This is a genomic window from Streptomyces sp. NPDC006691 (assembly GCF_042869955.1).
Taxonomy (GTDB): domain Bacteria; phylum Actinomycetota; class Actinomycetes; order Streptomycetales; family Streptomycetaceae; genus Streptomyces.
This window is the reverse complement of record NZ_JBIAGW010000025.1, coordinates 57,092-82,202: the sequence shown is the minus strand read 5'-3', so window position 1 is coordinate 82,202 and position 25,111 is coordinate 57,092. Positions and strand designations below refer to the sequence as shown.

The window sequence follows — 25,111 nt, the reverse complement described above, 5'->3', positions numbered from 1 at the left end:
TCACGCCCCCGCCTTGGTGACGCCGACGGGTGTGTCGGTGATGCTGATTTCTGGTGTGTCGAGTTGGCCGGTCTCGTGGAATTCGAGCTTCTTCCTGCGGTCGGCGATGATGCCTTCGGGGCGCAGGCGCATGAGGACGATGAGGGCTACTCCGAAGAGGAGGAGCTGGTAGTCCTGCATGAATTGGAGTTTGGCCGGGATGAGGTAGAGCAGGGCCGCGCCGATGAGGGGTCCGCTCATGGTTCCCATGCCGCCGAGGATGACGGCGGCGAGGAGGAAGGCGGAGTTGGGGGGTACGGAGCCGGCGAATTGGTACTGCTCGGGGGTGACGGTGCTGGTGAGGTGGCCCTGTACGGTGCCGGCGAGTCCGGCGAGGGTGGCGCCGAGTGCGAAGGCGATGAGTTTGACGCGGAAGCCGTTGATGCCCATGGCGGTGGCGGCGGTTTCGTCTTCGCGGATGGCGACCCAGGCGCGGCCGATGCGGGAGTCGGCGCTGCGGCGGAAGACGGTGACGACGACGAGGGTGATGACGAGCATCAGGAGGTAGTAGTTGCCGGGTTTGCCGAGGGTGAAGCCGGCGACGTCGTGGCTGATGCCGAGGTCGTATCCGAAGATGGTGATGTCGGGGATGGCGGGGATGCCGCGGGAGCCGTTGGTGACGTTGGGTCCGCTGTTCCCGTTGAGGTTGTTCATGGTGATGCGGAAGATCTCGCCGAAGCCGAGGGTGACGATGGCGAGGTAGTCGCCGCGCAGGCGCAGGGTGGGGGCGCCGATGAGGACGCCGAAGACGAGGGATGCGCCGGCGCCGACGAGGATGGCGGCCCAGAAGGGGAAGTGGACGCCGAGACTGGATTGGCTTGCGCCGGAGACGAGGGCTGCGGCGTAGGCGCCGACGCCGAGGAAGGCGACGTAGCCGAGGTCGAGGAGGCCGGCGAGGCCGACGACGACGTTGAGGCCGAGGGCGACGGTGGCGAAGATGAGGATGTTGGCGCCGATGAGGGCGTATTCGTCGCTGGACTGGGTGAAGGGGAAGCAGATCGCGGCGACGAAGGCGGCGCTGAGGGTGATGGTGCGGTGTTGTGCGGTGAGTGCGGCGAGGCGGGCGAGGAGGCCTGCTTGGGTGAGGGCCGCGAACGTGAAGCCGGCGGTGATGAGGAAGCCGATGAACAGTTCGGTGTAGGCGGTGTCGATGCCGTACGCGAAGACGTAGAGGCCGATGGCGAAGGCGGCGACGATGATGAGGATGCCGGCCCAGTCGGGGAGGGGTTGGGCGGGGCGGGGGCTGGGGGCGGCGAGGGTGTGGCGGATGCGTCGCCAGGGGTTGTCGCCGGTGGTGTCGGTGCCGGGGGTGTCGCCGGGGAGGGCGAAGGCGGCGATGAGGGCGATGAGGGCGCCGATGCCGGAGACGTAGGCGCCGGGTTCGAGGTTGACGATGCCGCCGAGTTCGTCGGATATGGCGCCGAGGGTGTAGCCGGTGGTGCCGAAGGTGGCGAGGGCGAGGAGGCGCAGGGGGGCGTTGGTGCCGGCGGGGGTGAGCCAGCGCAGTCCTGGGATGCCGTAGGTGGAGAGGGCGAAGAGGAGGGTGAGGGCGGCGGCGGTGAGGGTGAGGAGCTGGAGGCCGCCGGGGTAGCCGTCGACGGTGAGGTCGCCGGGGAAGTCGCTGGTCCAGGTCCAGGCCATGAAGGTGCCGATGAGGGCGATGGCGGCGCCGGCGGTGACGGTGTGCCGGGCGAGGCTGGTGGGCAGCGGGATGAGCGGGGTGCCGCTGTCGCGGTGGGTGGTGTTGGTGGTCATGGTGTTCACGCCCTGTCCGCGACGCGTTCGCCGAGCAGCCCTTGGGGGCGCACGAGGAGGACGACGATGAGGAGGACGAAGGCCCATACGTCCTTCCAGGCGCCGCCGCCGAAGAGTTCCATGCTGGGGATGTTGCCGACGTAGCCGACGGCGAGGGCTTCGGCGAGGCCGAGGACGATGCCGCCGAGCATGGCTCCGTAGATGTTGCCGATGCCGCCGAGTACGGCTGCGGTGAAGGCTTTGAGGCCCATGATGAAGCCCATGCGGAAGCCGACTTGGCCGTTGTGGAGGCCGTAGCCGACGGCGGCGATGGCGGCGAACGCGGCGCCGATGGCGAAGGCCATGACGATGATGCGGTCGGTGTTGATGCCCATGAGCTTGGCGGTGTCGGGGTCCTGGGCGGTGGCTTGCATGCCGCGGCCGGTGCGGGTTTTGGTGACGTAGAACCCGAGGGCGATCATGCAGACGGGGGCGGCGATGAGGATGAAGAGGTCGCCGCGTTGGATGTTGGCGCCGAGGACGTGGAAGGGATCGCCGTTGAACTGGGGGAAGGAACGGTCCTTCTTGGCTTCGGGGTACCACTTCCATACGGCCTGCTGGAGGGCGAGGGAGAGGCCGATGGCGGTGATGAGGGGGGCCAGGCGGGGCGCGTTGCGCAGGGGCCGGTAGGCGAAGCGTTCGGCGGCGGTGGCGACGAGTACGGAGACGATGACGCCGCCGATGATCATGAGGGGGATGGCGGCGAGGAGGGAGAAGCCTGAGGGGAGTGCGAGGAAGACGGTGAGAGCCCCGAAGCCCCCGACCATGAATATCTCGCCGTGGGCGAAGTTGATGAGCTGGACAATGCCGTAGACCATCGTGTACCCGATCGCGATCAGTCCGTACATCGCGCCGAGGATGAGTCCATTGGCCAGCTGTTGCGGCAGTTCGTGCACCGCGGGGCCTCCGTGAAGTGATCGGATATGGCACCGCGCGGGAGCGCTGGTGGCGCTCCCGCGCGGTCCTGTGTGCGTGTGGCGGGATGCCGCCGGGTTACGGCTTGTAGGCCTCGCTGAGCTCGGGCTTCCAGGCGCCGTCGGTGACCTTGTAGGCGGTCATCATGGTGTTGGTGGTGTCGCCGTACTGGTCGAAGGAGACGGGGCCGGTGACTCCGTCGAACTTGACCTTGCCGACGGCGTCGAGGACCTTGGCGCGCAGGTCGCCGCTGGGGAGCTTGCCGCTGTTGGCGGTGACCACGTCCTTGACGGCCTGGATGATGGCCCAGGTGGCGTCGTAGGTGCCGCCCCCGTAGGCCTCGTAGGCGTCCTTGTAGCCGGCCGCCTTGTAGTTGGCGATGAAGCTCTTGGCGGAGTCGAGCTGCTCGACGGGCTTGCCGACGGAGGTGGCGAGGTCGCCGTTGGCCTTCTTGTTGAGCTTGATGAAGTCGGCGCTGTAGATGCCGTCGCCGCCCATGAGCGGGATGTTGGTGCCGCTGTCCTTGAGCTGCTGGCTCAGGGGGCCGGCGGCGGGGTATTCGCCGCCGTAGTAGAGGGCCTTGGCTCCGGTGGTCTTGACCTTGGCGACGATGGCGTTGAAGTCGCGGTCGTCGGGGTTGACGTGGTCGGAGCCGACGATCTTGCCGCCGAGCTTGGTGAAGGTGTCCTTGAAGGACGCGGCGAGGCCGGCGCCGTAGGTCTTCTGGTCGTCGATGAGGTAGACCGTGTCGATCTTGGCGTTCTTGAACAGGTAGTTGGCGGCGAAGGCGCCCTGGACCTGGTCGGTGGTGGCGGTGCGGAAGAAGGTCTTGTAGGGGCGGACCTTGTTGCCGGTCTTCCAGCCGTCGCCCTGGGTCAGCTCGGTGCCCGTGTTGGCGGGGGATATCTGGGTGAGCCCGGCGTCGTTCAGCGGCTTCTGCATGGACTGCGAGACGCTGGAGTTCAGGGGGCCGACGACGCCGACGACGGTCTTGTCGCCGATGAACTTGGTGGCGTTCTGCTGGCCGACGGACGGCTGGGCCTGGTCGTCGAGCGGCTGGGTCTTGAACTCGACGCCGGGGACGAGGTTCTGCTTGTTCGCCGTCTGGGCGGCGAGGTCGGCGGAGTTCTTGATGCCGAGGCCGAGGGCGGACAGGTCACCCGTGAGGGGTGCGTCTACGCCGATGACGACGGTCTGCTTCTTGCCGCTGCTGTCGTCGCCGCCGCTTTTGTCGCGCGAACCACAGGCGGTGAGCGTGAGTGCGCCTGTGGTGAGCACTGTAGTGAGGATGAGCAAGGAACGGTGTCGCACGATGGGTCCTTTCCCTGGCGCGGCCTCCTCGTGAGTGAGGTGCCGTGTCGGTCGCCGGGCCGTACTGATCGGTAAGGGCCGTGCAGCAGTCGCACCCGGCGGCGCGGTGACTGGCCGTGACTCTAAGCGCAGCCGAGGGGGGTGGGGAGCAGCCGGGACAGGATGTGACTTTCTTGTTATGCCAAGGCCAAACCTTGGCGGTGCAGTGCGGGCAATGTGGACATTTGGGGGAGGCGGGATTTCTCGCATGATGAGAACACCCAGTTCCGCTAAGGGGCTTGAGGGGATCATGCTGCTGACAGGCCGGTGTGCGTCCGGAAGTCGGGCGCTGGTCGGGAGAGCGCTGTCCCCGGGCCGGTTCCCGCCTGTCGAGACCCCGATGATCGTTACGCTGTGTTACGGCGAGCCGGAGGGGGTGGGCAGCTTCGTCTGCGCCCAGGGGTCGGTCGTGGGCGTCCCGTTGCGATAGCGCTCGGCGCAACCCCGCTGCGCCCGCTGCTCGATGAGCCGGTCACCGGCGGCCGCGCCGTGGGCCGCGCGCTCGGTGCGGGCCGCGGCCAGCGTGGTCAAGAGGATGGCGTTCTGCCCGTCGGACAGGCCCTTCTCCTGGTAGTCGAGGCCCGAGCCCTGCCCCTCGTCCAGCTCCTGCTTGGCCCAGTACGTGATCAGATGCGTGCACAGCTCGGCCGGTGAAGTGGCGTGCGGTGACGGCGAGTTGAGGGGCGACGCGGCCGGGGCGGGGGCGCCGTGCGGGGTGGTGTCGCCGGAGGACGAGCATCCCGCGAGGCCTCCCGCCGCGGCGAGCGTCGCGCACGCCCATGCGATCCGTACTCGTGCCCGGGGCCGCGCTCGGCTCGTCATGACTCGACGTTAGAACGCGCCCCACGACGTGACAATGGCCGGCGAGTGCCCGACTCGCCGGCCATGCCCATGCTCAACCCGCCCGCCACCCAAGGGACTTGACCACTGCGTGGCGCGGCGGTGCCCCGCCCCGGGGGTCAGCCCTTGAGGCCCTCCGCGTCCCGCAGCAGGCAGGTCAGCCGGGCCGTGCACACCCGCTTGTCCTGCTCGTCGGTGATGACGATCTCGTACGTCGCCGTGGAGCGCCCGCGGTGCACGGGAGTGGCGACCCCGGTGACCAGGCCGCTGCGCGCCCCGCGGTGGTGGGTGCAGTTCAGGTCCACCCCGACGGCGATCTTGGAGATGCCGCCGTGCAGCATCGAGCCGACCGAGCCGAGCGTCTCGGCGAGCACCGCCGAGGCGCCGCCGTGCAGCAGCCCGTACGGCTGGGTGTTGCCCTCGACGGGCATGGTGCCCACGACCTTCTCGGCGGAGGCCTCCACGATCTGCACGCCCATGCGGGTGCCCAGGTCCCCGGCGGAGAACATGGCGGGCAGATCGACGCCGAGGGCCGCGTACTCCTCGACGACTTCCTGCGGAAACTTCACGCTGTGCTGCTCGCCCATGGGCCCGGCTCCGTTCATCTGCGTCACTGTGCTGTGTCCACACCCGTCACGGCTGTGTCCGCACCGTCATACCAGATGACTGAGCAAACGCTTAGGGCTCAGCTCTCATTCCCCGCCCCGGCCGCCCGCTCGAACCGCACGACCACCGACTTGCTCGCCGGAGTGTTGCTGACGTCGGCCGTCGAACCCAGCGGCACCAGCACATTGGTCTCCGGGTAGTAGGCGGCGGCGCAGCCCCGCGCCGTCGGATAGTGCACCACGCGGAAGCCCGGCGCCCGCCGCTCCACCCCGTCCTTCCACTCGCTCACCAGATCCGTGTACGAGCCGTCCGCCAGGCCCAGTTGACGGGCGTCGTGCGGGTTGACGAGGACGACCCGGCGGCCGCCCTTGATGCCCCGGTAGCGGTCGTCCAGACCGTAGATGGTGGTGTTGTACTGGTCGTGCGAGCGCAGTGTCTGAAGGAGCAGCCGGCCCTCGGGCAGCTCGGGCGCCTCCACCGCGGCGGCGGTGAAATTGGCCTTGCCGGTGGCCGTCGGGAAGCGCCGCTCGTCGCGCGGGGCGTGCGGGAGCTGGAAGCCGCCGGGGTGGGCGACCTTGGCGTTGAAGTCCGCGAACCCCGGCACCACCCGGGCGATGCGGTCGCGGATCGCGGCGTAGTCCCGCTCGAACTCCGCCCAGTCGACGGCCGATTCGGCGCCGAGCGTGGCCCGTGCCATCCGCGCCACGATGGCCGGCTCCGACAGCAGATGGGGGCTGGCCGGGGTGAGGTTGCCGCGGGAGGCGTGCACCATGCCCATCGAATCCTCGACGGTCACGAACTGGCGGCCGCTCTTCTGCACGTCCTTGTCCGTGCGGCCGAGCGTCGGCAGGATCAGCGCCCGGCGGCCGGTGACCGCGTGCGAACGGTTCAGCTTGGTGGAGACATGCACCGTGAGCGAGGCCCGGCGCATCGCGGCCTCGGTGACGTCGGTGTCGGGCGTGGCCGCCACGAAGTTGCCGCCCATCGCGAAGAACACCTTCGCCCTGCCGTCGCGCAGCGCCTCGATGGACCGTACGACGTCATAGCCGTGATGGCGGGGCGGGGCGAAGCCGAACTCCTTCTCCAGCGCGTCCAGGAAGGCGGGCGCGGGGCGCTCGAAGATGCCCATCGTGCGGTCGCCCTGCACATTGGAATGGCCGCGCACCGGACACACCCCGGCGCCGGGACGCCCGATGTTGCCGCGCAGCAGAAGGAAGTTGACGACCTCGCGGATCGTCGGCACCGAGTGCTTGTGCTGGGTCAGGCCCATCGCCCAGCACACGATGGTGCGCCGCGAGGCGAGGACCATCGTGAGCGTCTGCTCGATCTCGGGACGGGTCAGGCCCGTCGCCTTGAGCGTCGCGTCCCAGTCGGCCTCCTTGGCCGCGGCCTCGAACTCCTCGAAGCCATGGGTGTGTTCGCGCACGAACAGCTCGTCGACGGCGCCCTCCGTCTCGACGATCAGCTTGTTGAGGAGACGGAACAGGGCCTGGTCGCCGCCGATGCGGATCTGCAGGAACAGGTCGGTGAGGGCGGCGCCCTTGAGCATGCCCTGCGGTGTCTGCGGGTTCTTGAACTTCTCCAGTCCCGCCTCCGGCAGCGGATTCACCGAAATGATCTTCGCGCCCGCCGACTTCGCCTTCTCCAGCGCCGACAGCATCCGGGGATGGTTGGTCCCCGGATTCTGGCCGGCGATCACGATCAGATCGGCCCGGTGCAGATCCTCCAGGGACACACTGCCCTTGCCGATGCCAATGGTCTCCGTCAGCGCCGAACCCGACGACTCGTGACACATGTTGGAACAGTCGGGCAGATTGTTCGTGCCGAACTCGCGGGCGAACAACTGGAGCAGGAACGCCGCCTCGTTGCTGGTACGCCCCGAGGTGTAGAAGAGCGCCTCGTCGGGGGAGTCGAGCGCGGTCAGCTCCTCGGCGATGATCTCGAAAGCCCGCTCCCACGTGATGGCCTCGTACCGGTCGGCACCCTCCGGCAGATACATCGGCTGCGTGATACGGCCCTGCTGACCCAGCCAGTACCCACTGCGGGCGGCGAGGTCCGACAGCGGATGCGCCGCGAAGAAGTCCGGCGTCACCCGGCGCAGCGTCGCCTCCTCCGCCACCGCCTTCGCGCCGTTCTCACAGAACTCCGCCGTATGCCGCTTGTCGCCCTCCGGCCACGCACAGCCCGGACAGTCGAAGCCGTTCTTCTGGTTGACCTTCAACAAGGTCTGCGCGGTGCGCCGCACCCCCATCTGCTGCTGCGCCATCAAGAGCGTGTGCCCGATCGCGGGCAGCCCGGCCGCCGCGTGCTTGGGCGCCTCGACCTGCGGCGCGTCCTGGACCGGATCACCTGTGGGCGGCTTGCTGGCCATGGCGCTGCTCCCCTTCGAGCGAACACGTCGTGCGGCTGTGCCGACCGGAACGGCGGGCGGGCACGGCGTGCGGACCTGTGGTGCGGGCACCCGCGGGCAGCCAGGCGGCCGCGGGATGCGTACACCACCGATCCTGCCACGCGCCACCGACAGCCGCGCCCGGCAGGTCGCACCGCGTCCGGGCCGGGCGGCCGGGGGCGGGACTGGCCAGGATTGTCAGTGGGGCGTGGCAGGATCGTGGGCATGGCTGAGACAGCATCGAAGAAGACCCCGGACAACCGACCGCGCCTGCTCCTCATGGACGGGCACTCCCTGGCGTACCGGGCGTTCTTCGCGCTGCCCGCGGAGAACTTCACCACCGCGACGGGCCAGCCCACCAACGCGGTCTACGGCTTCATGTCCATGCTCGCGAACACCCTGCGTGACGAGGCGCCCACCCACTTCGCGGTGGCGTTCGACGTCTCGCGCAAGACGTGGCGCTCCACCGAGTTCCCCGACTACAAGGCGAACCGGTCGAAGACCCCCGACGAGTTCAAGGGCCAGGTCGAGCTGATCGGCGAGCTCCTCGACGCGATGCACGTCGACCGCTTCGCCACCGACGGCTTCGAGGCCGACGACATCATCGCCACCCTCGCCACCCAGGCCGAGGCGGCCGGCTTCGAAGTCCTCATCGTCACCGGCGACCGCGACTCCTTCCAGCTCGTCTCCGAGAACGTCACCGTCCTCTACCCCACCAAGGGCGTCTCCGAGCTGACCCGCTTCACCCCCGAGAAGGTCGAGGAGAAGTACGGCCTCACCCCGCAGCAGTACCCCGACTTCGCGGCCCTGCGCGGCGACCCCTCGGACAACCTGCCCGGCATCCCCGGCGTCGGCGAGAAGACCGCCGCCAAGTGGATCAACCAGTTCGGTTCGTTCGCCTCGCTCGTCGAGCGCGCCGAGGAGGTCAAGGGCAAGGCCGGACAGAACTTCCGCGAGCACCTCGACGCGGTGAAGCTCAACCGCCGCCTCACCGAGATGGTCAAGGACGTCGAGCTGCCCAAGGGCCCGGCCGAACTGGAACGCGCCCCCTACGACCGCGGTGCGGTCACCGGCGTCCTGGACGTCCTGGAGATCCGCAACCCCTCGCTGCGCGAGCGCCTGCTCGCCGTCGACCCCGGCGCCGCCGACGCCGAGACCGCCCCGGCGCCCGCCGCCGGCGTCGAGGTCGACGGCACCGTCCTTGGCGCGGGCGAGCTCGCCCCCTGGCTCGCCGAGCACGCCACCCAGATCCTGGGCGTCGCCACCGTCGACACCTGGGCCCTCGGCTCCGGCAGCGTCACCGAGATCGCCCTGGCCGCCGCCGGCGGCGCGGCCGGCTGGTTCGACCCGGCCCAGATCGACGAAGCCGACGAGCGGGCCTTCGCCGCCTGGATCGCCGACGCCGAGCGGCCCAAGGTCATGCACAACGCCAAGGCCGCCATGCGGGTCTTCCCCGAACACGGCTGGACCATCGCCGGCGTCACCATGGACACCGCGCTCGCCGCCTACCTCGTCAAGCCCGGCCGCCGCTCCTTCGCCCTCGACGCCCTGTCCGTCGAATACCTGGGGCGCGAACTCACCCCGGCCGGCGCCGCCGACGGCCAGCTCGCCTTCGGCGCGGACGACGAAGCCGAAGCCGCCGCCCTCATGACCCAGGCCCGAGCCGTCCTCGACCTCGGCGCCGCGTTCACCGAACGCCTCAAGGAAGTCGGCGCCGCCGAACTGCTCACCGACGTCGAGCTCCCCACCTCCCTGCTCCTCGCCCGCATGGAACGCAACGGCATCGCCGCCGACCGCGCCCACCTGGAAGCCATGGAGCAGCAGTTCGCCGGCGCCGTGCAGCAGGCCGTGAAGGAGGCGCACGCCTCGGTCGGCCACGAGTTCAACCTCGGCTCGCCCAAGCAGCTCCAGGAAGTCCTCTTCGGCGAACTGGCCCTGCCCAAGACGAAGAAGACCAAGACCGGCTACACCACGGACGCCGACGCTCTCGCCTGGCTCGCCGCCCAGACCGAGCACGAACTGCCCGTCCTCATGCTGCGCCACCGCGAACAGGCCAAACTGCGCGTCACCGTCGAAGGCCTCATCAAGACCATCGCGACGGACGGCCGCATCCACACCACGTTCAACCAGACCGTCGCCGCGACCGGCCGCCTGTCCTCCACCGACCCCAACCTCCAGAACATTCCGGTACGCACCGACGAAGGCCGCGCCATCCGGCGGGGCTTCGTCGTCGGCGAGGGCTACGAATCGCTGCTCACCGCGGACTACAGCCAGATCGAACTGCGCGTGATGGCCCACCTGTCCGAGGACGCGGGCCTCATCGAGGCGTTCACCTCCGGCGAGGACCTCCACACCACGGTCGCCTCCCAGGTCTTCGGCGTCGACAAGACCCAGGTCGACCCGGAGATGCGCCGCAAGATCAAGGCGATGTCCTACGGCCTGGCCTACGGCCTGTCCGCCTTCGGCCTCTCGCAGCAGCTCAACATCGAAGCGGGCGAGGCCCGCGGTCTGATGGACACCTTCTTCGAGCGCTTCGGCGGCGTACGCGACTATCTCCAGCGCGCCGTCGAAGAGGCCCGCGCGACCGGCTACACGGAGACGATGCTGGGCCGCCGCCGCTACCTGCCGGACCTCAACAGCGACAACCGCCAGCGCCGCGAGATGGCCGAGCGCATGGCGCTCAACGCCCCCATCCAGGGCACGGCCGCCGACATCGTCAAGGTCGCGATGCTGAACGTGGACCGCGCGCTGACCGACGCGGGCCTCACCTCACGGCTGCTGCTCCAGGTCCACGACGAAATCGTCCTGGAGGTCGCGCCGGGCGAGCGCGAGCAGGTCGAGGCGCTGGTCCGCCACGAGATGGCGGGTGCGGTGGAACTGCGCGCCCCGCTGGACGTGTCGGTGGGCGCGGGCCACGACTGGGAGTCGGCGGCCCACTAGGGCCACTGGGCCCCTGGACACATGGGGTCTCCTGGTCCTACTTGGCTCACCTTGTACGCCGGTTGTGCCGGCCCGGGGGCGGGGGTCCCCGGGCCGGGTGGGGTGTATGCGGGGTGGGGGGCGTGCGGGGTGGGGCGTATGCGGGGCGGACTCATGACGTACGCGGGGCGGGGTGGCCGTTAGCGGTGCGTTAGCCGGGGGGTGTGGGATGACAGATGACCGATTTCAACTTTCGGCTGGCGTCCGGCACTTGTGCGCCAGCGACCAACGGCGTTCGGTATTCGGAGCCCGCCCCCTCCCCACCCGTCGGCGACGCGCTGGTGGCGAATCAGTGAAAACCGGTCAGCCCACGGTGTCATGGCGCCATTGGTTGCCGTAGTGTCACGTGAGTCTCGCGCTGGGGAGCGCGGACAGCCGAGTACGGGGAGGGACTTGACGTATGGCACCGCACATGGGCCGACGACTGCGCAAGGGAGCGGGCACCACGGCGGTGGCCGCGTTGGCGGTCGCGGCGCTTTCCGCGTCGCAGGCGCCGGGGATCGTGCACGCGAGCACCCCCACCGACCAGACGGCCTCCGACGCGACGCCGACGCCCACTCCCACCCCGGAAGCCCCGGCCTCCGGCAACTCCCCGTACTACACCGACCTTCCGCCGCTGGTGTCGCCGACGCCGCCGCCGAACGCGTCGACGGGCACGCTGCCCACCGGTGACCAGCAGGGGATACCCGCCACCGTCCTCGACGCGTACAAGAAGGCGGCGGCCACGCTCGCCACGGACCGGCCGAACTGCCACCTGCCCTGGGAACTCCTCGGCGGCATCGGCAAGGTCGAGTCCGGGCACGCCAACGGCGGCCGCGTCAGCGTCAACGGCACCACGCTCACCCCGATCCTCGGCCCGGTGCTCAACGGCGCCGGGTTCGCGAACATCACCGACACCGACGGCGGCGTCTACGACGGCGACAAGGTGCACGACCGTGCGGTCGGCCCGATGCAGTTCATCCCGTCCACCTGGGCGTCCTCGGGCAAGGACGGCAACGGCGACGGAGTCAAGGACCCCAACAACGTCTACGACGCGGCGCTCGCGGCCGGGTTCTACCTGTGCGGCAACGGCCGCGACGTCGCGGTGAAGGCCGACCTGGACAAGGCGATCCTGAGCTACAACCAGTCGCAGGAGTACCTGACCACGGTCACCAACTGGTTCGACTTCTACCGGCGCGGCACCCACGAGGTCCCCGACGGCACGGGCACGCTGCCCGGCCACCGCAGTGACCGGACGACCGGTGGTCGCACCCCCGCCAGGCAGACGCCTCTCCCGCCGGTATCGCCGCCCAGCACCAAGCCGGACCCCACGCCTCCGGCCCCCAAGCCGAAGCCGCCCGTCCCGCCGGTCAAACCGCCCGTGCCGCCCACCAAGCCCGGCGGCGACCCCAGCACGCCGCCCGTGCCGCGGGCGACGACGTTCGAGAACACCGGCGCCGACGAGCTCACCGCGTTCGCGGGCGGTCCCTTCGGCGGCCGGCCGACGGCACGGGTGAAGGACGCGTCCGGCAAGGCGATGGCGAAGGTCCCGGTGAAGTTCGAGATCGTCGGCGACACCGACACCCGCTTCGCCGGCGGCGCCACCTCCGTCACGGTGCCCACCGCGGCCGACGGCACGGCCGCGGCCCCGGCCCTGAAGGCGGGCGAGAAGACCGGCACGTTCACCGTGCGGGCCACGCTGGCCACCTCCACGCTGGCCGCCGTCGAGTGGAAGGCGACGGTCGTCGCCCGGCAGGCCGACCGGCTGGTCCGCGCCGACGCCAAGGCACTGACGGCCACGCCGTCCGGCGAGTTCGCCAACCAGGTCTCGGTCAAGGCGACCTACAAGACCGGCGTCGCCTCCGGTGTGGCGGCCTCGGCGGCCATGATCGTGTCCCCGGCCGCCGACGCCGACCCGAAGGCCGCGCCCCAGGTCCCCAAGGTCAACGACAAGGGCCCGTACTTCAAGGACGCCAAGGGCAACCCGGTCCGCGAACTGAAGGACCTGAAGACCGACGCCAACGGCCTCCTGGTCCTGCCGAAGATGTACGCGGACGCCCAGACCGGCACGTTCCTGCTCCGCCTCACGACCGAGGGCGGCGCCACGCTCACCCTCGAACTGAAGGTGGCCGCCGCCTCCTAGGCGCCCGCCGGTCCCGCGTCCCCCAGCAGCCCCTTCGCCGTCCGACGGCAGAGGGGCTGTTCGACGTGTTCTCATCTCGGCCCGGCGTTGCTACGGTGCCCACTCCTGACGCCCCATCAGCTCCCGGAGGCCGAGCATGCGTGCCCTGATAGCCGCCGCGATCGGGCTGGCCGCCGCCCTCGCCATCGTCCTGACGGTCTCGGCCATCGGCGCTCCCGAGGGCAAGACCTCGCCGAAGCCCCTGCTGACCACGGTGCCCAGCGCCCCCGGGAAGATCACCCAGACCAAGTAGAGCCGCGCCCCACACAGCCCGCCGCCCCACGCGGCCCGCCGACTCGGACAGCTCGTCGATGCGGACAGCTCGTCGACGCGGGCAGCCGTCGACGCAGACAGAAGGAGAGCAGGTCCATGCGACGCAAAGCCAGTCTCGTCCTGCTCGCCCTCGCCGTGTTCTTCGGCGCCCTGTCACCGCTGCTGCGCTGGTACGCCTTCCCGCGTCTGGCGAAGATCCCGCCGAGCCAGTACCAGGAGGCGGTCCTCGAAGCGAAGAACGCCACCCTCATCGACTACGCCACCATGCAGTCCAAAACGGTCCCCAAGGTGACCGTCGTCCAGACGCTCAAGGGCAACGTCGAGGCGGCCAAGGAGATCGGGAAGAGCGCCGGCAAGGACGTCGTGGTGTGGGACACCCTCTCCTACGTGCAGGGCCCCGACGGCAAGATGGTCTCCCAGATCCCCGAGCGCTACATCTTCGACGCCCACAGCCAGGCGCCCGTGCACGCCACCGGCGAGATGGTCGACGGCGACCCCGTGCAGCGCAAGGGCATCGAGTTCAAGTGGCCCTTCCTGACCGAGAAGCGCGACTACGAGTACTTCGACTTCCAGGCCCGCACCTCCGCACCCATCCACTACAAGGGCACCCAGAAGTTCCACGGCCTCGACGTGTACTACTTCGAGCAGACCGTCCCGTGGACCAAGGTCCCGTACCCGAAGAAGATGCCGCTGCCGGGCATCGACTCCAGCACCCTGGAGAAGACCACCGGAACCTCCCTCTGGTACACCACCACCCGCAAGTTCTGGATCGACCCCGTCACCGGCGCCCCGGTCAACGGTGAGGAGATCAACCAGGAGGAGATGCGCGGCGGCACCCTCCTCGGGGGCCGCGACAAGGTCACCGTGTTCGCCGGCGACGTCAAGATGCGCGACGACTACGTCAACTACACCGTCGACCTGGTCAAGAAGAACCGGGTCCTGGTCCTGCTGCTCACCTCCTATCTCCCTTGGGGATTCCTCGGACTCGCCCTGGTGCTGCTCGCCCTCTCGCTCTGGCTGGAGGCGCGCAGCCGCCGCCCCAGCGACCCGCCGCCCGCGGTCACCGAGCGGCTCGATCCCGTCATCGCCTGAGCCGGGCCCCCGGACGGGCCGGTCCCTGGATTCCTCGCCGGTTCATCCCGGGCCGCCCCTCACCGACTGAGCCGCGCCTTCGTGAAGCGCGTCGGCTCCGCCGCCGTCGGATCCTCCGGCCAGGGATGCTTGGGATAGCGGCCGCGCAGCTCGGCACGGACCGCCCGGTAGCCGTCGCGCCAGAAGTTCGCGAGGTCGGCGGTGACGGCGGCGGGCCGGCCGGCGGGGGAGAGCAGATGGACGAGCACCGGCACACCGGCCACCGTCGGCGTGCCGTCCAGGCCGAACATCTCCTGCAACTTGACGGCGAGGACCGGCTGTTCACCCCCGTACTCCACCCGTATCCGTGACCCGCTCGGCACCTGGATGCGCTCGGGGGCCAGCTCGTCGAGCCGGGTCGCCTCCCCGGTCGCCCACGGCAGCAGCCGGTTGAGCGCCGCTCCCGCCTCGATCCGGCCGAGGTCGGCCCGGCGCCGGGCCCGTGACAGCTCGGGCTCCAGCCACGCGTCGGGCCGGGCGAGCAGCGCCGCGTCGGCGACATCGGGCCAGGGCTCCCCGAGCACCCGGTGCAGGAACGCGAGCCGCTCCCGCAGCCCCTGTGCGTCACGAGTCCAGCGCAGCAGGCCCAGGCCGTCCCGCGCCAGGCCGTCGAGCAGCGCGTCCCGTACGAGCGTCGCGTCCGGGTGCTTCAGCGGGCGTACGGACAGCTCGATCGCGCCGAGCCTCGCCACGCGCCGGGCGACGACGTCACCGTCCTCCCAGTGCACCTCCTCGCCCTCCGCCGGCGGGTGCCCCGCCGCGAGCCGGGCGGTCTGTTCGTCGATGACGGCGGCGAGCCGGACCCGGGCCGAGGCAGCCTGCACGGGCCGGTCGGCGACGGCCACCGCCAGCCAGGTGGCCGTGGCGAGCCCCGAGCCCTGCGCCACCTCGGCACCGGTGCCGGACGCCATCAGGAAGGAGCCGCCGCCGCGGGCCCGTGCCACCCGTTCCGGGAACGCGAGCGCCGCGACGAGTCCGGCGGCGGACTCGTCGGAGCCGCGCTCGGGATGGTTTCCGGCGGAGGAGGCCAGACGCCGGACCTCCTGGAGCCAGCGGGCCGCATACCCGTCGCCGCCCCGGCGCGCGGTGCGCCAGGCCGCCGCCAAGTCGTCCCCGTACTCCCGTGGTGGCTCCTCGCTGAGCAGGGCCACCACTTCCGCGGCCCGGCGGCCGCCGACCTCCGCCGCGCCGTCGAGCAGCGCCCGGGCGAGCCGGGGGTGCAGGCCGAGGCGGGCCATGCGAGCGCCCCGGTCGGTGGCGCGGCCCCGGTCGTCCACCGCGCCGATCGCCGTGAGGACGGAACGGGCCGCGGCCATCGCGCCGCCCGGCGGGGCGTCGAGCAGGGCGAGTCCTTCCGCCGACGGGTCACCCCAGCAGGCGGCCTGAAGGGCGAAGGCGGCCAGGTCGGCGACCTTGATCTCGGGTGCCGGGAAGCGGGTCAGGCGGAGGTGCTCCGCCTCGGTCCAGCAGCGGTAGACCGCGCCCGGTGCCTCGCGTCCGGCCCGGCCCGCGCGCTGGCGGGCCGCGGCCTGCGAGGCCCGTACCGTCGTCAGCGCGCCGAGCCCCCGGGCGTGGTCGACCCGTGGTTCGCGGGCGAGCCCGCAGTCCACGACCACCCGCACGCCGGGCACCGTCAGGGAGGACTCGGCGACCGCGGTGGCGAGCACCACCCGCCGGCCGTCGGCGGAGCCGGCGAGCACCGCGTCCTGTACGGCGGCGGGGGCGCGGCCGTGCACCTGGAGCACCTCGACGCCGGGCAGCTCGCCCAACTGCCGTGCCACGCGGGTGATTTCACCGACGCCGGGCAGGAAGCACAGCACATCGCCGTCCCGCTCGGCCAGCGCGCGGCGCACCGTGGCGGCCACATGGGAGAGCAGCGCCGGGTCCACACGCATCCCGTGCGGCGGCCGGACCGGCTGGCTGGGCGGCGCCCACACCACCTCCACGGGGTGGGCGACCCCGGCCGCCTCGACGACCGGCGCGTCTCCGAGCAGCCGGGCCCAGCCCTCGGCGTCCGTCGTCGCCGACGCGGCCAGCAGCCGCAGCTCCGGGCGCAGGGCGGCCCGTACGTCGAGGAGGAAGGCGGCGACGGTGTCCGCGTCAAGATGGCGCTCGTGGCATTCGTCGAGCACGACCACGTCGACTCCGCTCAACTCCTGGTCGCGCTGGAGCCGTTGGAGGAGTACGCCGGTCGTGACGACCTCGACGACGGTGCCGGCGCCGACGGAACGTTCCCCGCGCACGGTGAAGCCGACCCGCTCGCCCGTCCGCTCCCCGAGCAGCCACGCCATCCGGCGCGCCGCCGCCCGCGCCGCGATCCGGCGCGGCTCGGCGACTATCACCCGGCGCACCGGACCGGCTCCGAGGAGCCCCGCGAGCACGAGCGGCACGAGGGTGGTCTTGCCGGTGCCGGGCGGGGCGCACAGCACGGCGGTGCCGTGCCCGTCGAGTGCGGCGAGCAGCTCGGGCACGGCCTCGCGTACGGGGAGGGTGTCGAGTGCGGCGGTTCGGATCATGCGCTCAGTGTCGTACGTCCCGCCGGGCCGTGCGCCGCTCCGTCCACAGGCGCGGTGTGCTCGTATGACTGACCGTGGGTAACGCGCGGCCGGCCGGGCCGCCCGCCGCGGAGCGGGCGGCGCGTCGGCACTTCTCGCGCGGCCGCGTCGGTTTCGGACACGTATGCCTTCTCGCGCGGGTGCGTCAGTCCCGTACGCACACGAAGATCGCGGTTCCGGGGATCAGGTTGCCGCGCAGCGGGGACCAGCCGCCCCACTCCTGGGCGTTCCAGGACGGCCACTCGGGCTCGACCAGGTCGTGCAGGCGGAAGCCGCCCGCGACCACGTCCCGCACCCGGTCGCCCAGCGTGCGGTGGTGCTCCACATAGACCGCGGTGCCGCTGTCGTCCTGCTCGACGTAGGGCGTGCGGTCGAAGTAGGAGGCCGCGACGGACAGGCCCTCGGGGCCCGGCTCGTCGGGGAAGGCCCAGCGGATGGGGTGGGTGACCGAGAAGATCCAGCGGCCGCCGGGCCGCAGCACCCGGCGCACCTCGCGGAACACCTTCACCGGATCCGCGACGAAGGGGACGGCCCCGTAGGCCGAGCACGCCAGGTCGAAGGAGGCGTCCGCGAAGGGCAGGGCGCCCGCGTCCGCCTCGATCAGCGGGAACGTGCCGCCGTCGATGCGCAGCGCGTGCTGGAGCTGGCGGTGCGAGAGGTCGAGGGCGACCGGTCGGGCGCCCTGGGCGGCCAGCCAGCGTGAGCACTGGGCCGCGCCCGCGCCGATCTCCAGGACGTCGAGGCCCTTGAGGGAATCGGCGGGGCCGAGGAGACGGGCGTCCGCCTCGTCCAGGCCCTCGGGGCCCCAGACGAACCGGTCGTCGCCGAGGAACGCTCCGTGGTCGGTCTGGTACTCGTCGGCGTTGCGGTCCCACCAGCCTCGGCTGGCGCGGCTGCTCTCCGTGTCGTCGGCGGTACGCCGGGTCGCCTGCGGCTCGAAATCGGGCCCGTCCTCGGACTCGTACGCTTGGATCTCTTGGCTCATCGTGTCCGTCGTTGTAGTTTGCGCGGAACGCGACCTCGTCTTCGCGAAGGTTCTCGAAAGAGGTCTGCGGGGCCCATCGTGGCCTCGGGGAACCTTAGTTGTGCCGGTAATGCGGGGATCCGCCCCGGGTGTGCGCCTTCGCGCATTGACCGTGTCCGGCTGCCCCCGTATGCTACAAGTTGCGCTGCGAGCCTGCGCACCTCAGACGTAGCAGGCGCGCTTCCATCTGTTGTATGTCCCCTCGGTTGTCGAGGCGCCATCCGGACCGACCCGGATCGGCGCTTCCCAGGCTGTCCGGCTTCTGCAGAGGCGATACGGGCTCTCGGCGTGGCAGTACCTACGACTTTCTGTCCGTAACCGGAGCCCTTTCCCACATGACGAGCAGCACCGAGACCACCGCCACCACTCCGCAGGTTGCGGTCAACGACATCGGTAACGAGGAAGCCTTCCTCGCCGCGATCGACGAGACGATCAAGTACTTCAACGACGGCGACATCGTCGACGGCGTCATCGTGAAGGTCGACCGGGACGAGGTCCTGCTCGACATCGGTTACAAGACCGAAGGTGTGATCCCGAGCCGCGAGCTCTCGATCAAGCACGACGTCGACCCGAACGAGGTCGTCAAGGTCGGCGACGAGATCGAGGCCCTGGTTCTCCAGAAGGAGGACAAGGAAGGCCGCCTGATCCTCTCGAAGAAGCGCGCTCAGTACGAGCGTGCCTGGGGCACCATCGAGAAGATCAAGGAAGAAGACGGCATCGTCACCGGTACCGTCATCGAGGTCGTCAAGGGTGGTCTCATCCTCGACATCGGCCTCCGCGGCTTCCTGCCGGCCTCCCTCGTCGAGATGCGTCGCGTCCGCGACCTCCAGCCCTACGTGGGCAAGGAGCTTGAGGCGAAGATCATCGAGCTGGACAAGAACCGCAACAACGTGGTCCTGTCCCGCCGTGCCTGGCTTGAGCAGACCCAGTCCGAGGTTCGCCAGACGTTCCTCACCACCCTGCAGAAGGGTCAGGTCCGCTCCGGCGTCGTTTCCTCGATCGTCAACTTCGGTGCCTTCGTGGACCTGGGTGGCGTCGACGGTCTCGTCCACGTCTCCGAGCTGTCCTGGAAGCACATCGACCACCCGTCCGAGGTTGTCGAGGTCGGCCAGGAAGTCACCGTCGAGGTCCTCGACGTCGACATGGACCGCGAGCGCGTCTCCCTGTCGCTGAAGGCGACCCAGGAAGACCCGTGGCAGCAGTTCGCCCGTACGCACCAGATCGGGCAGGTTGTCCCCGGTAAGGTCACCAAGCTCGTTCCGTTCGGTGCGTTCGTGCGCGTCGACGAGGGCATCGAGGGCCTGGTCCACATCTCCGAGCTGGCCGAGCGCCACGTGGAGATCCCGGAGCAGGTCGTCCAGGTCAACGACGAGATCTTCGTCAAGGTCATCGACATCGACCTTGAGCGTCGCCGGATCTCGCTGTCCCTGAAGCAGGCCAACGAGTCCTTCGGTGCCGACCCGGCGTCGGTCGAGTTCGACCCGACCCTGTACGGCATGGCCGCGTCCTACGACGACCAGGGCAACTACATCTACCCCGAGGGCTTCGACCCCGAGACCAACGACTGGCTTGAGGGTTACGAGACCCAGCGCGAGGCGTGGGAGGGTCAGTACGCCGAGGCGCAGTCGCGCTTCGAGCAGCACCAGGCCCAGGTCATCAAGTCCCGCGAGGCCGACGAGGCCGCCGCTGCCGAGGGCGCTGCCGCCCCGGCCGGTGCCCCGGCGGGCGTCTCCGGCGGTTCGTACTCCTCGGAGTCGGACGACAACTCCGGCGCCCTGGCGTCGGACGAGGCGCTGGCTGCCCTGCGCGAGAAGCTGGCGGGCGGCCAGAGCTGACGCTCTGACCCCAGCCGGTAGATAGCTGAAAGTAAGGCCCGCTCCCCATGGGGGGCGGGCCTTACTTCATGCCTTCACGACGGGCCGCTCCCCTAGGGGCGGCCCGGCTGCATCGGGGCGGCGTTCGCCTCAACTCCGCTGGTGGGCCATGCCGGTTGAACGTGCTGCGGGCACGGCTTTCCGGTGAATGCGGCGTGGCCGGGAATGCTCGCGTCCCGGCGGTCGTTCTTCCTGGTGAACACGAGGAGGAGCGGTAATCGTGCTTGATCCGCAGAGTTTGTACGAATGGGAGCCGAAGGGCCTCGCCGTCGTCGACATGGCGCTCGCGCAGGAGTCGGCAGGCCTGGTCATGCTGTACCACTTCGACGGCTACATCGACGCGGGTGAGACCGGTGAGCAGATCGTGGAGAAGCTGCTTGACACGCTGCCGCACCAGGTGGTGGCCCGCTTCGACCACGACCGGCTCGTCGACTACCGCGCCCGCCGCCCCCTGCTGACGTTCCGGCGCGACCGCTGGACGGACTTCGAGGTGCCCGCCCTTGAGGTGCGCCTGGTGCAGGACGCCACGGGCGCGCCCTTCCTGCTGATGTCGGGCCCCGAGCCCGACGTCGAATGGGAGCGTTTCGCGCTCGCTGTCCGTCAGATCGTCGAGCGGCTCGGCGTGCGCCTCTCGGTCAACTTCCACGGCATCCCCATGGGCGTGCCGCACACCCGCCCCGTAGGCATCACCCCGCACGGCAACCGTACGGACCTGATGCCCGGTCACCGTTCGCCGTTCGACGAGGCGCAGGTGCCCGGCAGTGCCGAGTCCCTGATCGAGTACCGGCTCATGGAGTCGGGGCACGACGTCCTGGGCGTCGCGGCACACGTGCCGCACTATGTGGCCCGCTCGGCCTACCCGGACGCGGCGCTGACCGCCCTGGAGGCCGTCACGGCGGCAACCGGCCTGGTGCTGCCCAGTGTTGCGCACGGCCTCCGTACCGAGGCGCAGCGCACCCAGACCGAGATCGAGCGTCAGATCGGCGAGGGCGACGAGGAACTCGTCAGCCTGGTGCAGGGCCTTGAGCACCAGTACGACGCGGTCGCGGGCGCCGAGTCCCGCGGCAACCTGGTCGCCGAGCCGGCGGATCTGCCGTCGGCGGAAGAGCTGGGCCGCGAGTTCGAGCGCTTCCTCGCGGAGCGCGAGGGCGACGCGTAAGGCACACCCCCTTCATAAGGGCACACCCCCTTCGCAAGGGCGCGAGCCCTTCGTCAGGGCGCGGGGCCGGCCGCCTTCGGAGTGGCCGGCCGTCTTCGTGAAGGGGTGGGCCTTCGGAGGGGGTGGGCGCCGCGCGGCGGCGGGCGCCTAAGCTTCCGCTCATGCTGAAGGTGGGCCTGACCGGCGGTATCGGCGCCGGCAAGAGCGAAGTGTCACGGCTGCTCGTCTCCTACGGAGCCGTACTGATCGACGCGGACAAGATCGCGCGCGAGGTCGTCGAGCCCGGAACTCCGGGCCTGGCGGCGGTGGTCGAGGCGTTCGGCCCCGCCATCCTGACCGCGGACGGCACCCTCGACCGCCCCGGCCTCGGTGCCGTCGTCTTCTCCGACCCGGAGAAGCTGGCGACGCTGAACAGAATCGTGCACCCGCTGGTCGGCGCCCGTTCCGCCGAGCTCGAAGCGGCCGCGGGACCCGACTCCGTCGTCATCCACGACGTCCCCCTCCTGGCGGAGAACGGTCTGGCACCGCTGTACGACTTGGTGGTGGTCGTCGACGCGGCCCCGCAGACCCAGCGCGACCGGCTCGTGCGCCTGCGCGGCATGACGCCCCAGGAGGCGGACGCCCGCATGGCCGCCCAGGCCGACCGCGAGCAGCGCCTGGCCGTGGCCGACCTGGTCATCGACAACGACGGCCCACTGGCAGCGCTGGAACCGCAGGTCCGCAAGGTGTGGGCGGAGCTGGTGGAGCGGGCGGGTCGCTAGGGAGACCCCGCAGCGCTGCGGTCTGCACGGACCTGGGTGGTGTGCTGCCCGGTAGCGCGGCCCTCTTTGCCCCGGGCGGAGAGAGCCGGCCGGAATGGCGGCCCCGGCGCGTAAACGAACCGTAGGAATTCCCTCATCAAGCTGGGTTTCGCCGACTTGGCCCGCCGTACGCGCCCGGCGCGCAATACGATCCGACCGTGCTCTTCGTACTGGCGGGTTTTACGGTGATCGGCGGTCTGGTGGCGCTGCTCGCCGGGGCGTACGGGCTGCGGGAGACCCGGCGCGCCGAGCGGGCCGGAGCGCACGCGTGGGCGCTGGTGAAACCGGCGCCGCAGGGTTCGGCGCGTCCGCTGCTCCAGTTCGAGACAGCCGATGGCCAGGTGCTCGAACTGCCCTCGCCGGTCCCGCCGAGCCGCCGCGAGCCGCTACCGCCGGGCAGCAGCGTGCGGCTGGCCTACGACCCCGAGGACCCGCGTACCGTCGTCGTCCTGGGCCGTGAACGCACCGCCGTGGACCGGGTGTTCATGGCCGCGGGCGGAGCGATCGTGCTGCTCGGCCTGACCCTTGCGGCCGCCGCGCTCTGAACCGTACGGCGGGCACGGTCGCGTACACGTCCACGCGCGATCGCGTTCGTCTGCGTACGGATGCGTACGGAATACCGGAGCTGGGCATGGCGTTGTCATCGCGCAGCGAGGGAAAGGACAGGCACGTGGCCGAAAGCACCCCCGAGACACACGTCATCGACTACCGCGCGGCCGAGCAGCTCCTGGCCGCCCGGGACCCGCGTGGTGCCGTGAAGCTCCTCGACTCGGTCATCGCGGCCCACCCCGAGAACACGGCGGCGCGTCTGCTGAGGGCCCGCGCCTTCTTCGCCGCGGCCCAACTCCGTTCCGCGGAGCTGGAGTTCCAGCTCGTCCTGGAACGCGAGCCCGACAACGCCTTCGCCCACTTCGCACTGGCCCGCACCTACGAGCGCGAGGCCCGCCCCGACCAGGCCAAGCGGCACTTCCGCCTGGCGGCGGCGCTGGACCCGAAGCCCGAGTACCTCGCGGCGGCACGGTTCGACGATGAGGCAGGAAGCGCCGGCGGCGCGTAGCGCGTCCCCCACGTCAAGCGCGGAGACCGTCGGTCGCGGCTCACGGCATGCGCGTGCGAGGCGGCTCGTACGGAGGGACGTCGCGGCCCGGCTGGTAGTGCGGGCCCTGCCGGATATGGCGGATGATCATCACCAGGTCGACGACGATCACCGCCGAAAGCGCCGCGCACGCCGCCATCCACCCCGGCCGCCCCTCCAGCGCGAAGCCCGCGGTGCCGCCCAGGGTCCAGACCAGACCCCAGATGCTCAGCCAGAGCCGCATCCGCAGGGGGCTGCGGGCGGTGATCGGTTCGTTACCGGTACGCAGCATGATGATCGCCTCTATAAAGGGTGTACCCCCTGGAACGGGCGCGAAAGCCGCGAGGGGCATCGGATCCGCGGCGCCCTGACGTGTGCGGGGCCCCGGATGTGCGTGGCGGATCCCCGGTGCCCGGTCCGCCCGCTCCGGGCCCTCGCGCCGGGGGAGACCGCAGAGGGCGCCGGGGCGCGTCCGGAAAGGGGCGGCGCGTGGTGTGCGGGGTGGCTAGTGTGGCGCGCATGCCGCTCCTCGACGACCTCCCCGAGACGCTGCTCGACCTCGCCGTGCCGCACGAGGACATCAATGAACTGACCGCGCTGGCCGCCCGGTTCACCGCCGATCCGCAGCTCGGTGAACTCCTGGAGCGATCCGCGCGCCTGCTCGTCCAGGACCTCGGCACCGTCGGCATCCGCCCCGAACTCCCTGCCCTTCCTGAGGGATCGGGCGCCGATCTGGAGCGCTGGTTCCCGGTGTACGCGGCCGTCGCCGCCCTCCCGTACACCCGGGCCTACCACCGGGAGCGCGGCATCCCCGAGGACATCGCCCGTCGTACGCTCGCCGACCTCGGGCGGCACATCGCGCTGCACCACCGGCGGAGGGGGAGCGGCGGTCTGGCCGCGCCGGGCTGGCTCCGGCTGCACTTCCGGGGGGAGATCTACCAGCTCGGCAGGCTCCAGTTCCAGCGCGCACGGCTGGGCGAGCGCACGAGCCTGGCCGTGCGGGAAGCGGGCCTCGACGTGCGGCCCGGCGATCCCTGCCTGCACCTGCACATCCCGGACTACCGGGGCCCGTTGACGCCCGAGGCGTGCGCCGATTCCATCGCGCGGGCCCGTACGTTCTTCGCGCGCCACTTCCCCGAAGAGCCCTACCGGGTGGCCTCCTGCCACTCCTGGCTGCTCGACGAGCAGCTGCGCGACCATCTTCCCGAGAGCTCCAACATTCTCCGCTTCCAGAGTTTGTTCCGCACCGTCTACAGAGATGACGAGCCGGCCGACGGTGAACCCGTCGGTTTCGTCTTCGGCGACCCGGAGCTGCCCGTGGACCGGCTTCCGCAGCGCACCGGCTTGGAGCGCGCGGTCGCCCGTCACCTCCTGGACGGCGGCCACTGGTACGTGGGCCACGGGTGGTTCGAGCTGTAGTGACGGCGGGCAGGACACGGCTCGCCTCACCGTCGTACCGAGGCGGAACGGCTCAGTGCACGAAGCTGTAGCTGCGCCACGGCAGGGCCTTGGGGGCCACGTTGTTGGCGAGCCTGCTGCCGAGGTAGACGGTGTCCTTGCCGGTGCAGTTGGGTGTCCGGTACATGATCATGTCGACCAGCGTGTTGTTGTAGACCTGGGTCGTGCCGGACGGCGGAAGCCGGTGGCAGCCGGACACCTTCGGGCTGGTCAGCGTCACCGACGTCTCGGGGCCGATCGCGTACGAGACGGTGCCGACGGCCGTCCGCCCGAGGCTGGAGCAGGCCGTGGTGGCGAGGACGAGCAGCACGGCCCCGGCCGTGAGGCGCCTCTGGCGACGGCGGCGCGAGGTCGGGGCGGGGGACTGGGACGCGGGCACGGACATGAGCGGTCCTCGTCTGTACGGCATGACTGCGGCGGTCAGTGTCGTCAGCCTGCCCCGTGCCCCGGCTTCCGGCATCCGCTGCGGCGCCGGGCTAGCCCGCCCGGGCGACCGGCCGCCGGGGCCCCGCTCCTCTCCGGTGGTTCCGGTGCGTGGCGCGGGTGGTTGCCCCGATGGCCGCTCGGGCAACAGGGCCGGGGCCAAGGCCGTGGTCAGGGCGAGGGCCGGGGCCCCACACTTCTCCTCCAACTTGTGTGGTCCGCACACATCACTGCGATGGCCGCGCACTGCCTAGCGTCTAGGCGGG

The 25,111-nt window shown here is 70.7% G+C and carries 20 protein-coding genes; 10 read left to right on the top strand and 10 right to left on the bottom strand.

All coding sequences use genetic code 11. From position 1 onward, the window contains the following. The 6 genes from ACFYNP_RS34390 to ACFYNP_RS34365 form a co-directional block, all read right to left on the bottom strand. Entirely contained in the window at positions 1-1,794 is a 1,794-nt protein-coding gene (locus ACFYNP_RS34390; protein ID WP_388791122.1) for a branched-chain amino acid ABC transporter permease, read from the bottom strand. Positions 1,795-1,799: 5 nt separating this feature from the next. Further along, the gene (locus ACFYNP_RS34385) at positions 1,800-2,729 is read right to left on the bottom strand and encodes a branched-chain amino acid ABC transporter permease (protein WP_388415378.1); all 930 of its coding nucleotides are present in this window, start codon (positions 2,727-2,729) and stop codon (positions 1,800-1,802) included. 97 nt (positions 2,730-2,826) lie between these two features. Then, positions 2,827-4,044 carry a branched-chain amino acid ABC transporter substrate-binding protein gene (locus tag ACFYNP_RS34380; RefSeq protein ID WP_388415597.1) on the bottom strand — a complete coding sequence of 406 codons (1,218 nt, stop codon included), beginning with the start codon at positions 4,042-4,044 and terminating at the stop codon, positions 2,827-2,829. A 411-nt stretch (positions 4,045-4,455) separates the two neighbouring features. After that, on the bottom strand, positions 4,456-4,920 hold the full coding sequence (locus ACFYNP_RS34375; RefSeq protein WP_388791120.1) for a hypothetical protein: 465 nt from the start codon (positions 4,918-4,920) through the stop codon (positions 4,456-4,458). A gap of 137 nt (positions 4,921-5,057) precedes the next feature. Further along, positions 5,058-5,525 (bottom strand): PaaI family thioesterase, encoded by a 468-nt coding sequence (locus ACFYNP_RS34370; RefSeq protein WP_388415600.1) that lies wholly within the window; start codon positions 5,523-5,525, stop codon positions 5,058-5,060. A gap of 98 nt (positions 5,526-5,623) precedes the next feature. Then, positions 5,624-7,915 (bottom strand): FdhF/YdeP family oxidoreductase, encoded by a 2,292-nt coding sequence (locus ACFYNP_RS34365; protein WP_388791118.1) that lies wholly within the window; start codon positions 7,913-7,915, stop codon positions 5,624-5,626. A gap of 243 nt (positions 7,916-8,158) precedes the next feature. Between ACFYNP_RS34365 and polA the strand changes: the two genes are divergently transcribed. From polA to ACFYNP_RS34345, 4 genes are all read left to right on the top strand, one after another. Next, positions 8,159-10,873, top strand: a complete 2,715-nt coding sequence (polA, locus tag ACFYNP_RS34360; RefSeq protein ID WP_388415387.1) for a DNA polymerase I — start codon at positions 8,159-8,161, stop codon at positions 10,871-10,873. A 439-nt stretch (positions 10,874-11,312) separates the two neighbouring features. Continuing rightward, entirely contained in the window at positions 11,313-13,034 is a 1,722-nt protein-coding gene (locus ACFYNP_RS34355) for a lytic transglycosylase domain-containing protein (protein ID WP_388791116.1), read from the top strand. 136 nt (positions 13,035-13,170) lie between these two features. Next, a complete protein-coding gene (locus tag ACFYNP_RS34350) occupies positions 13,171-13,326 on the top strand; it encodes an SPW_0924 family protein (protein ID WP_107488360.1) in 156 nt (51 codons plus the stop codon). 116 nt (positions 13,327-13,442) lie between these two features. Further along, positions 13,443-14,438, top strand: a complete 996-nt coding sequence (locus tag ACFYNP_RS34345) for a DUF3068 domain-containing protein (protein ID WP_388791114.1) — start codon at positions 13,443-13,445, stop codon at positions 14,436-14,438. Positions 14,439-14,497: 59 nt separating this feature from the next. Here the strand turns inward: ACFYNP_RS34345 and hrpB are convergent, their stop codons facing one another. Together hrpB and ACFYNP_RS34335 are read right to left on the bottom strand one after the other, a co-directional pair. Further along, the gene (gene hrpB, locus ACFYNP_RS34340) at positions 14,498-16,993 is read right to left on the bottom strand and encodes an ATP-dependent helicase HrpB (RefSeq protein WP_388791112.1); all 2,496 of its coding nucleotides are present in this window, start codon (positions 16,991-16,993) and stop codon (positions 14,498-14,500) included. A 184-nt stretch (positions 16,994-17,177) separates the two neighbouring features. Then, on the bottom strand, positions 17,178-18,017 hold the full coding sequence (locus tag ACFYNP_RS34335) for a class I SAM-dependent methyltransferase (protein WP_388791110.1): 840 nt from the start codon (positions 18,015-18,017) through the stop codon (positions 17,178-17,180). 374 nt (positions 18,018-18,391) lie between these two features. On the opposite strand from ACFYNP_RS34335, the gene rpsA reads away from it, so the two are divergent. The 5 genes from rpsA (at position 18,392) to ACFYNP_RS34310 (ending at position 22,946) form a co-directional block, all read left to right on the top strand. Next, positions 18,392-19,891: a 30S ribosomal protein S1 gene (gene rpsA / locus ACFYNP_RS34330; RefSeq protein ID WP_100574468.1), complete on the top strand. Its 1,500-nt coding sequence runs from the start codon at positions 18,392-18,394 to the stop codon at positions 19,889-19,891. A 259-nt stretch (positions 19,892-20,150) separates the two neighbouring features. Beyond that, positions 20,151-21,089, top strand: a complete 939-nt coding sequence (locus ACFYNP_RS34325; RefSeq protein ID WP_161246415.1) for a PAC2 family protein — start codon at positions 20,151-20,153, stop codon at positions 21,087-21,089. A gap of 161 nt (positions 21,090-21,250) precedes the next feature. Beyond that, positions 21,251-21,850: a dephospho-CoA kinase gene (gene coaE, locus ACFYNP_RS34320; protein ID WP_388791108.1), complete on the top strand. Its 600-nt coding sequence runs from the start codon at positions 21,251-21,253 to the stop codon at positions 21,848-21,850. Between the two features lie 197 nt (positions 21,851-22,047). Beyond that, entirely contained in the window at positions 22,048-22,434 is a 387-nt protein-coding gene (locus tag ACFYNP_RS34315; RefSeq protein ID WP_388791106.1) for a DUF3592 domain-containing protein, read from the top strand. Positions 22,435-22,520: 86 nt separating this feature from the next. Next, positions 22,521-22,946, top strand: coding sequence for a tetratricopeptide repeat protein (locus ACFYNP_RS34310; protein ID WP_388415412.1), 426 nt, complete (start codon positions 22,521-22,523; stop codon positions 22,944-22,946). A gap of 40 nt (positions 22,947-22,986) precedes the next feature. On the opposite strand, the gene ACFYNP_RS34305 is transcribed toward ACFYNP_RS34310, so the two are convergent. Next, positions 22,987-23,256, bottom strand: a complete 270-nt coding sequence (locus ACFYNP_RS34305) for a DUF6343 family protein (RefSeq protein WP_388791104.1) — start codon at positions 23,254-23,256, stop codon at positions 22,987-22,989. Between the two features lie 227 nt (positions 23,257-23,483). Here ACFYNP_RS34305 and ACFYNP_RS34300 point away from each other — a divergent pair, with 227 nt between their 5' ends. After that, on the top strand, positions 23,484-24,383 hold the full coding sequence (locus ACFYNP_RS34300) for an acyltransferase domain-containing protein (protein ID WP_388791102.1): 900 nt from the start codon (positions 23,484-23,486) through the stop codon (positions 24,381-24,383). 52 nt (positions 24,384-24,435) lie between these two features. Here the strand turns inward: ACFYNP_RS34300 and ACFYNP_RS34295 are convergent, their stop codons facing one another. Next, complete coding sequence (locus tag ACFYNP_RS34295; protein ID WP_388791100.1) at positions 24,436-24,807, bottom strand: hypothetical protein; 372 nt, start codon at positions 24,805-24,807, stop codon at positions 24,436-24,438. Positions 24,808-25,111 lie beyond the last annotated feature (304 nt).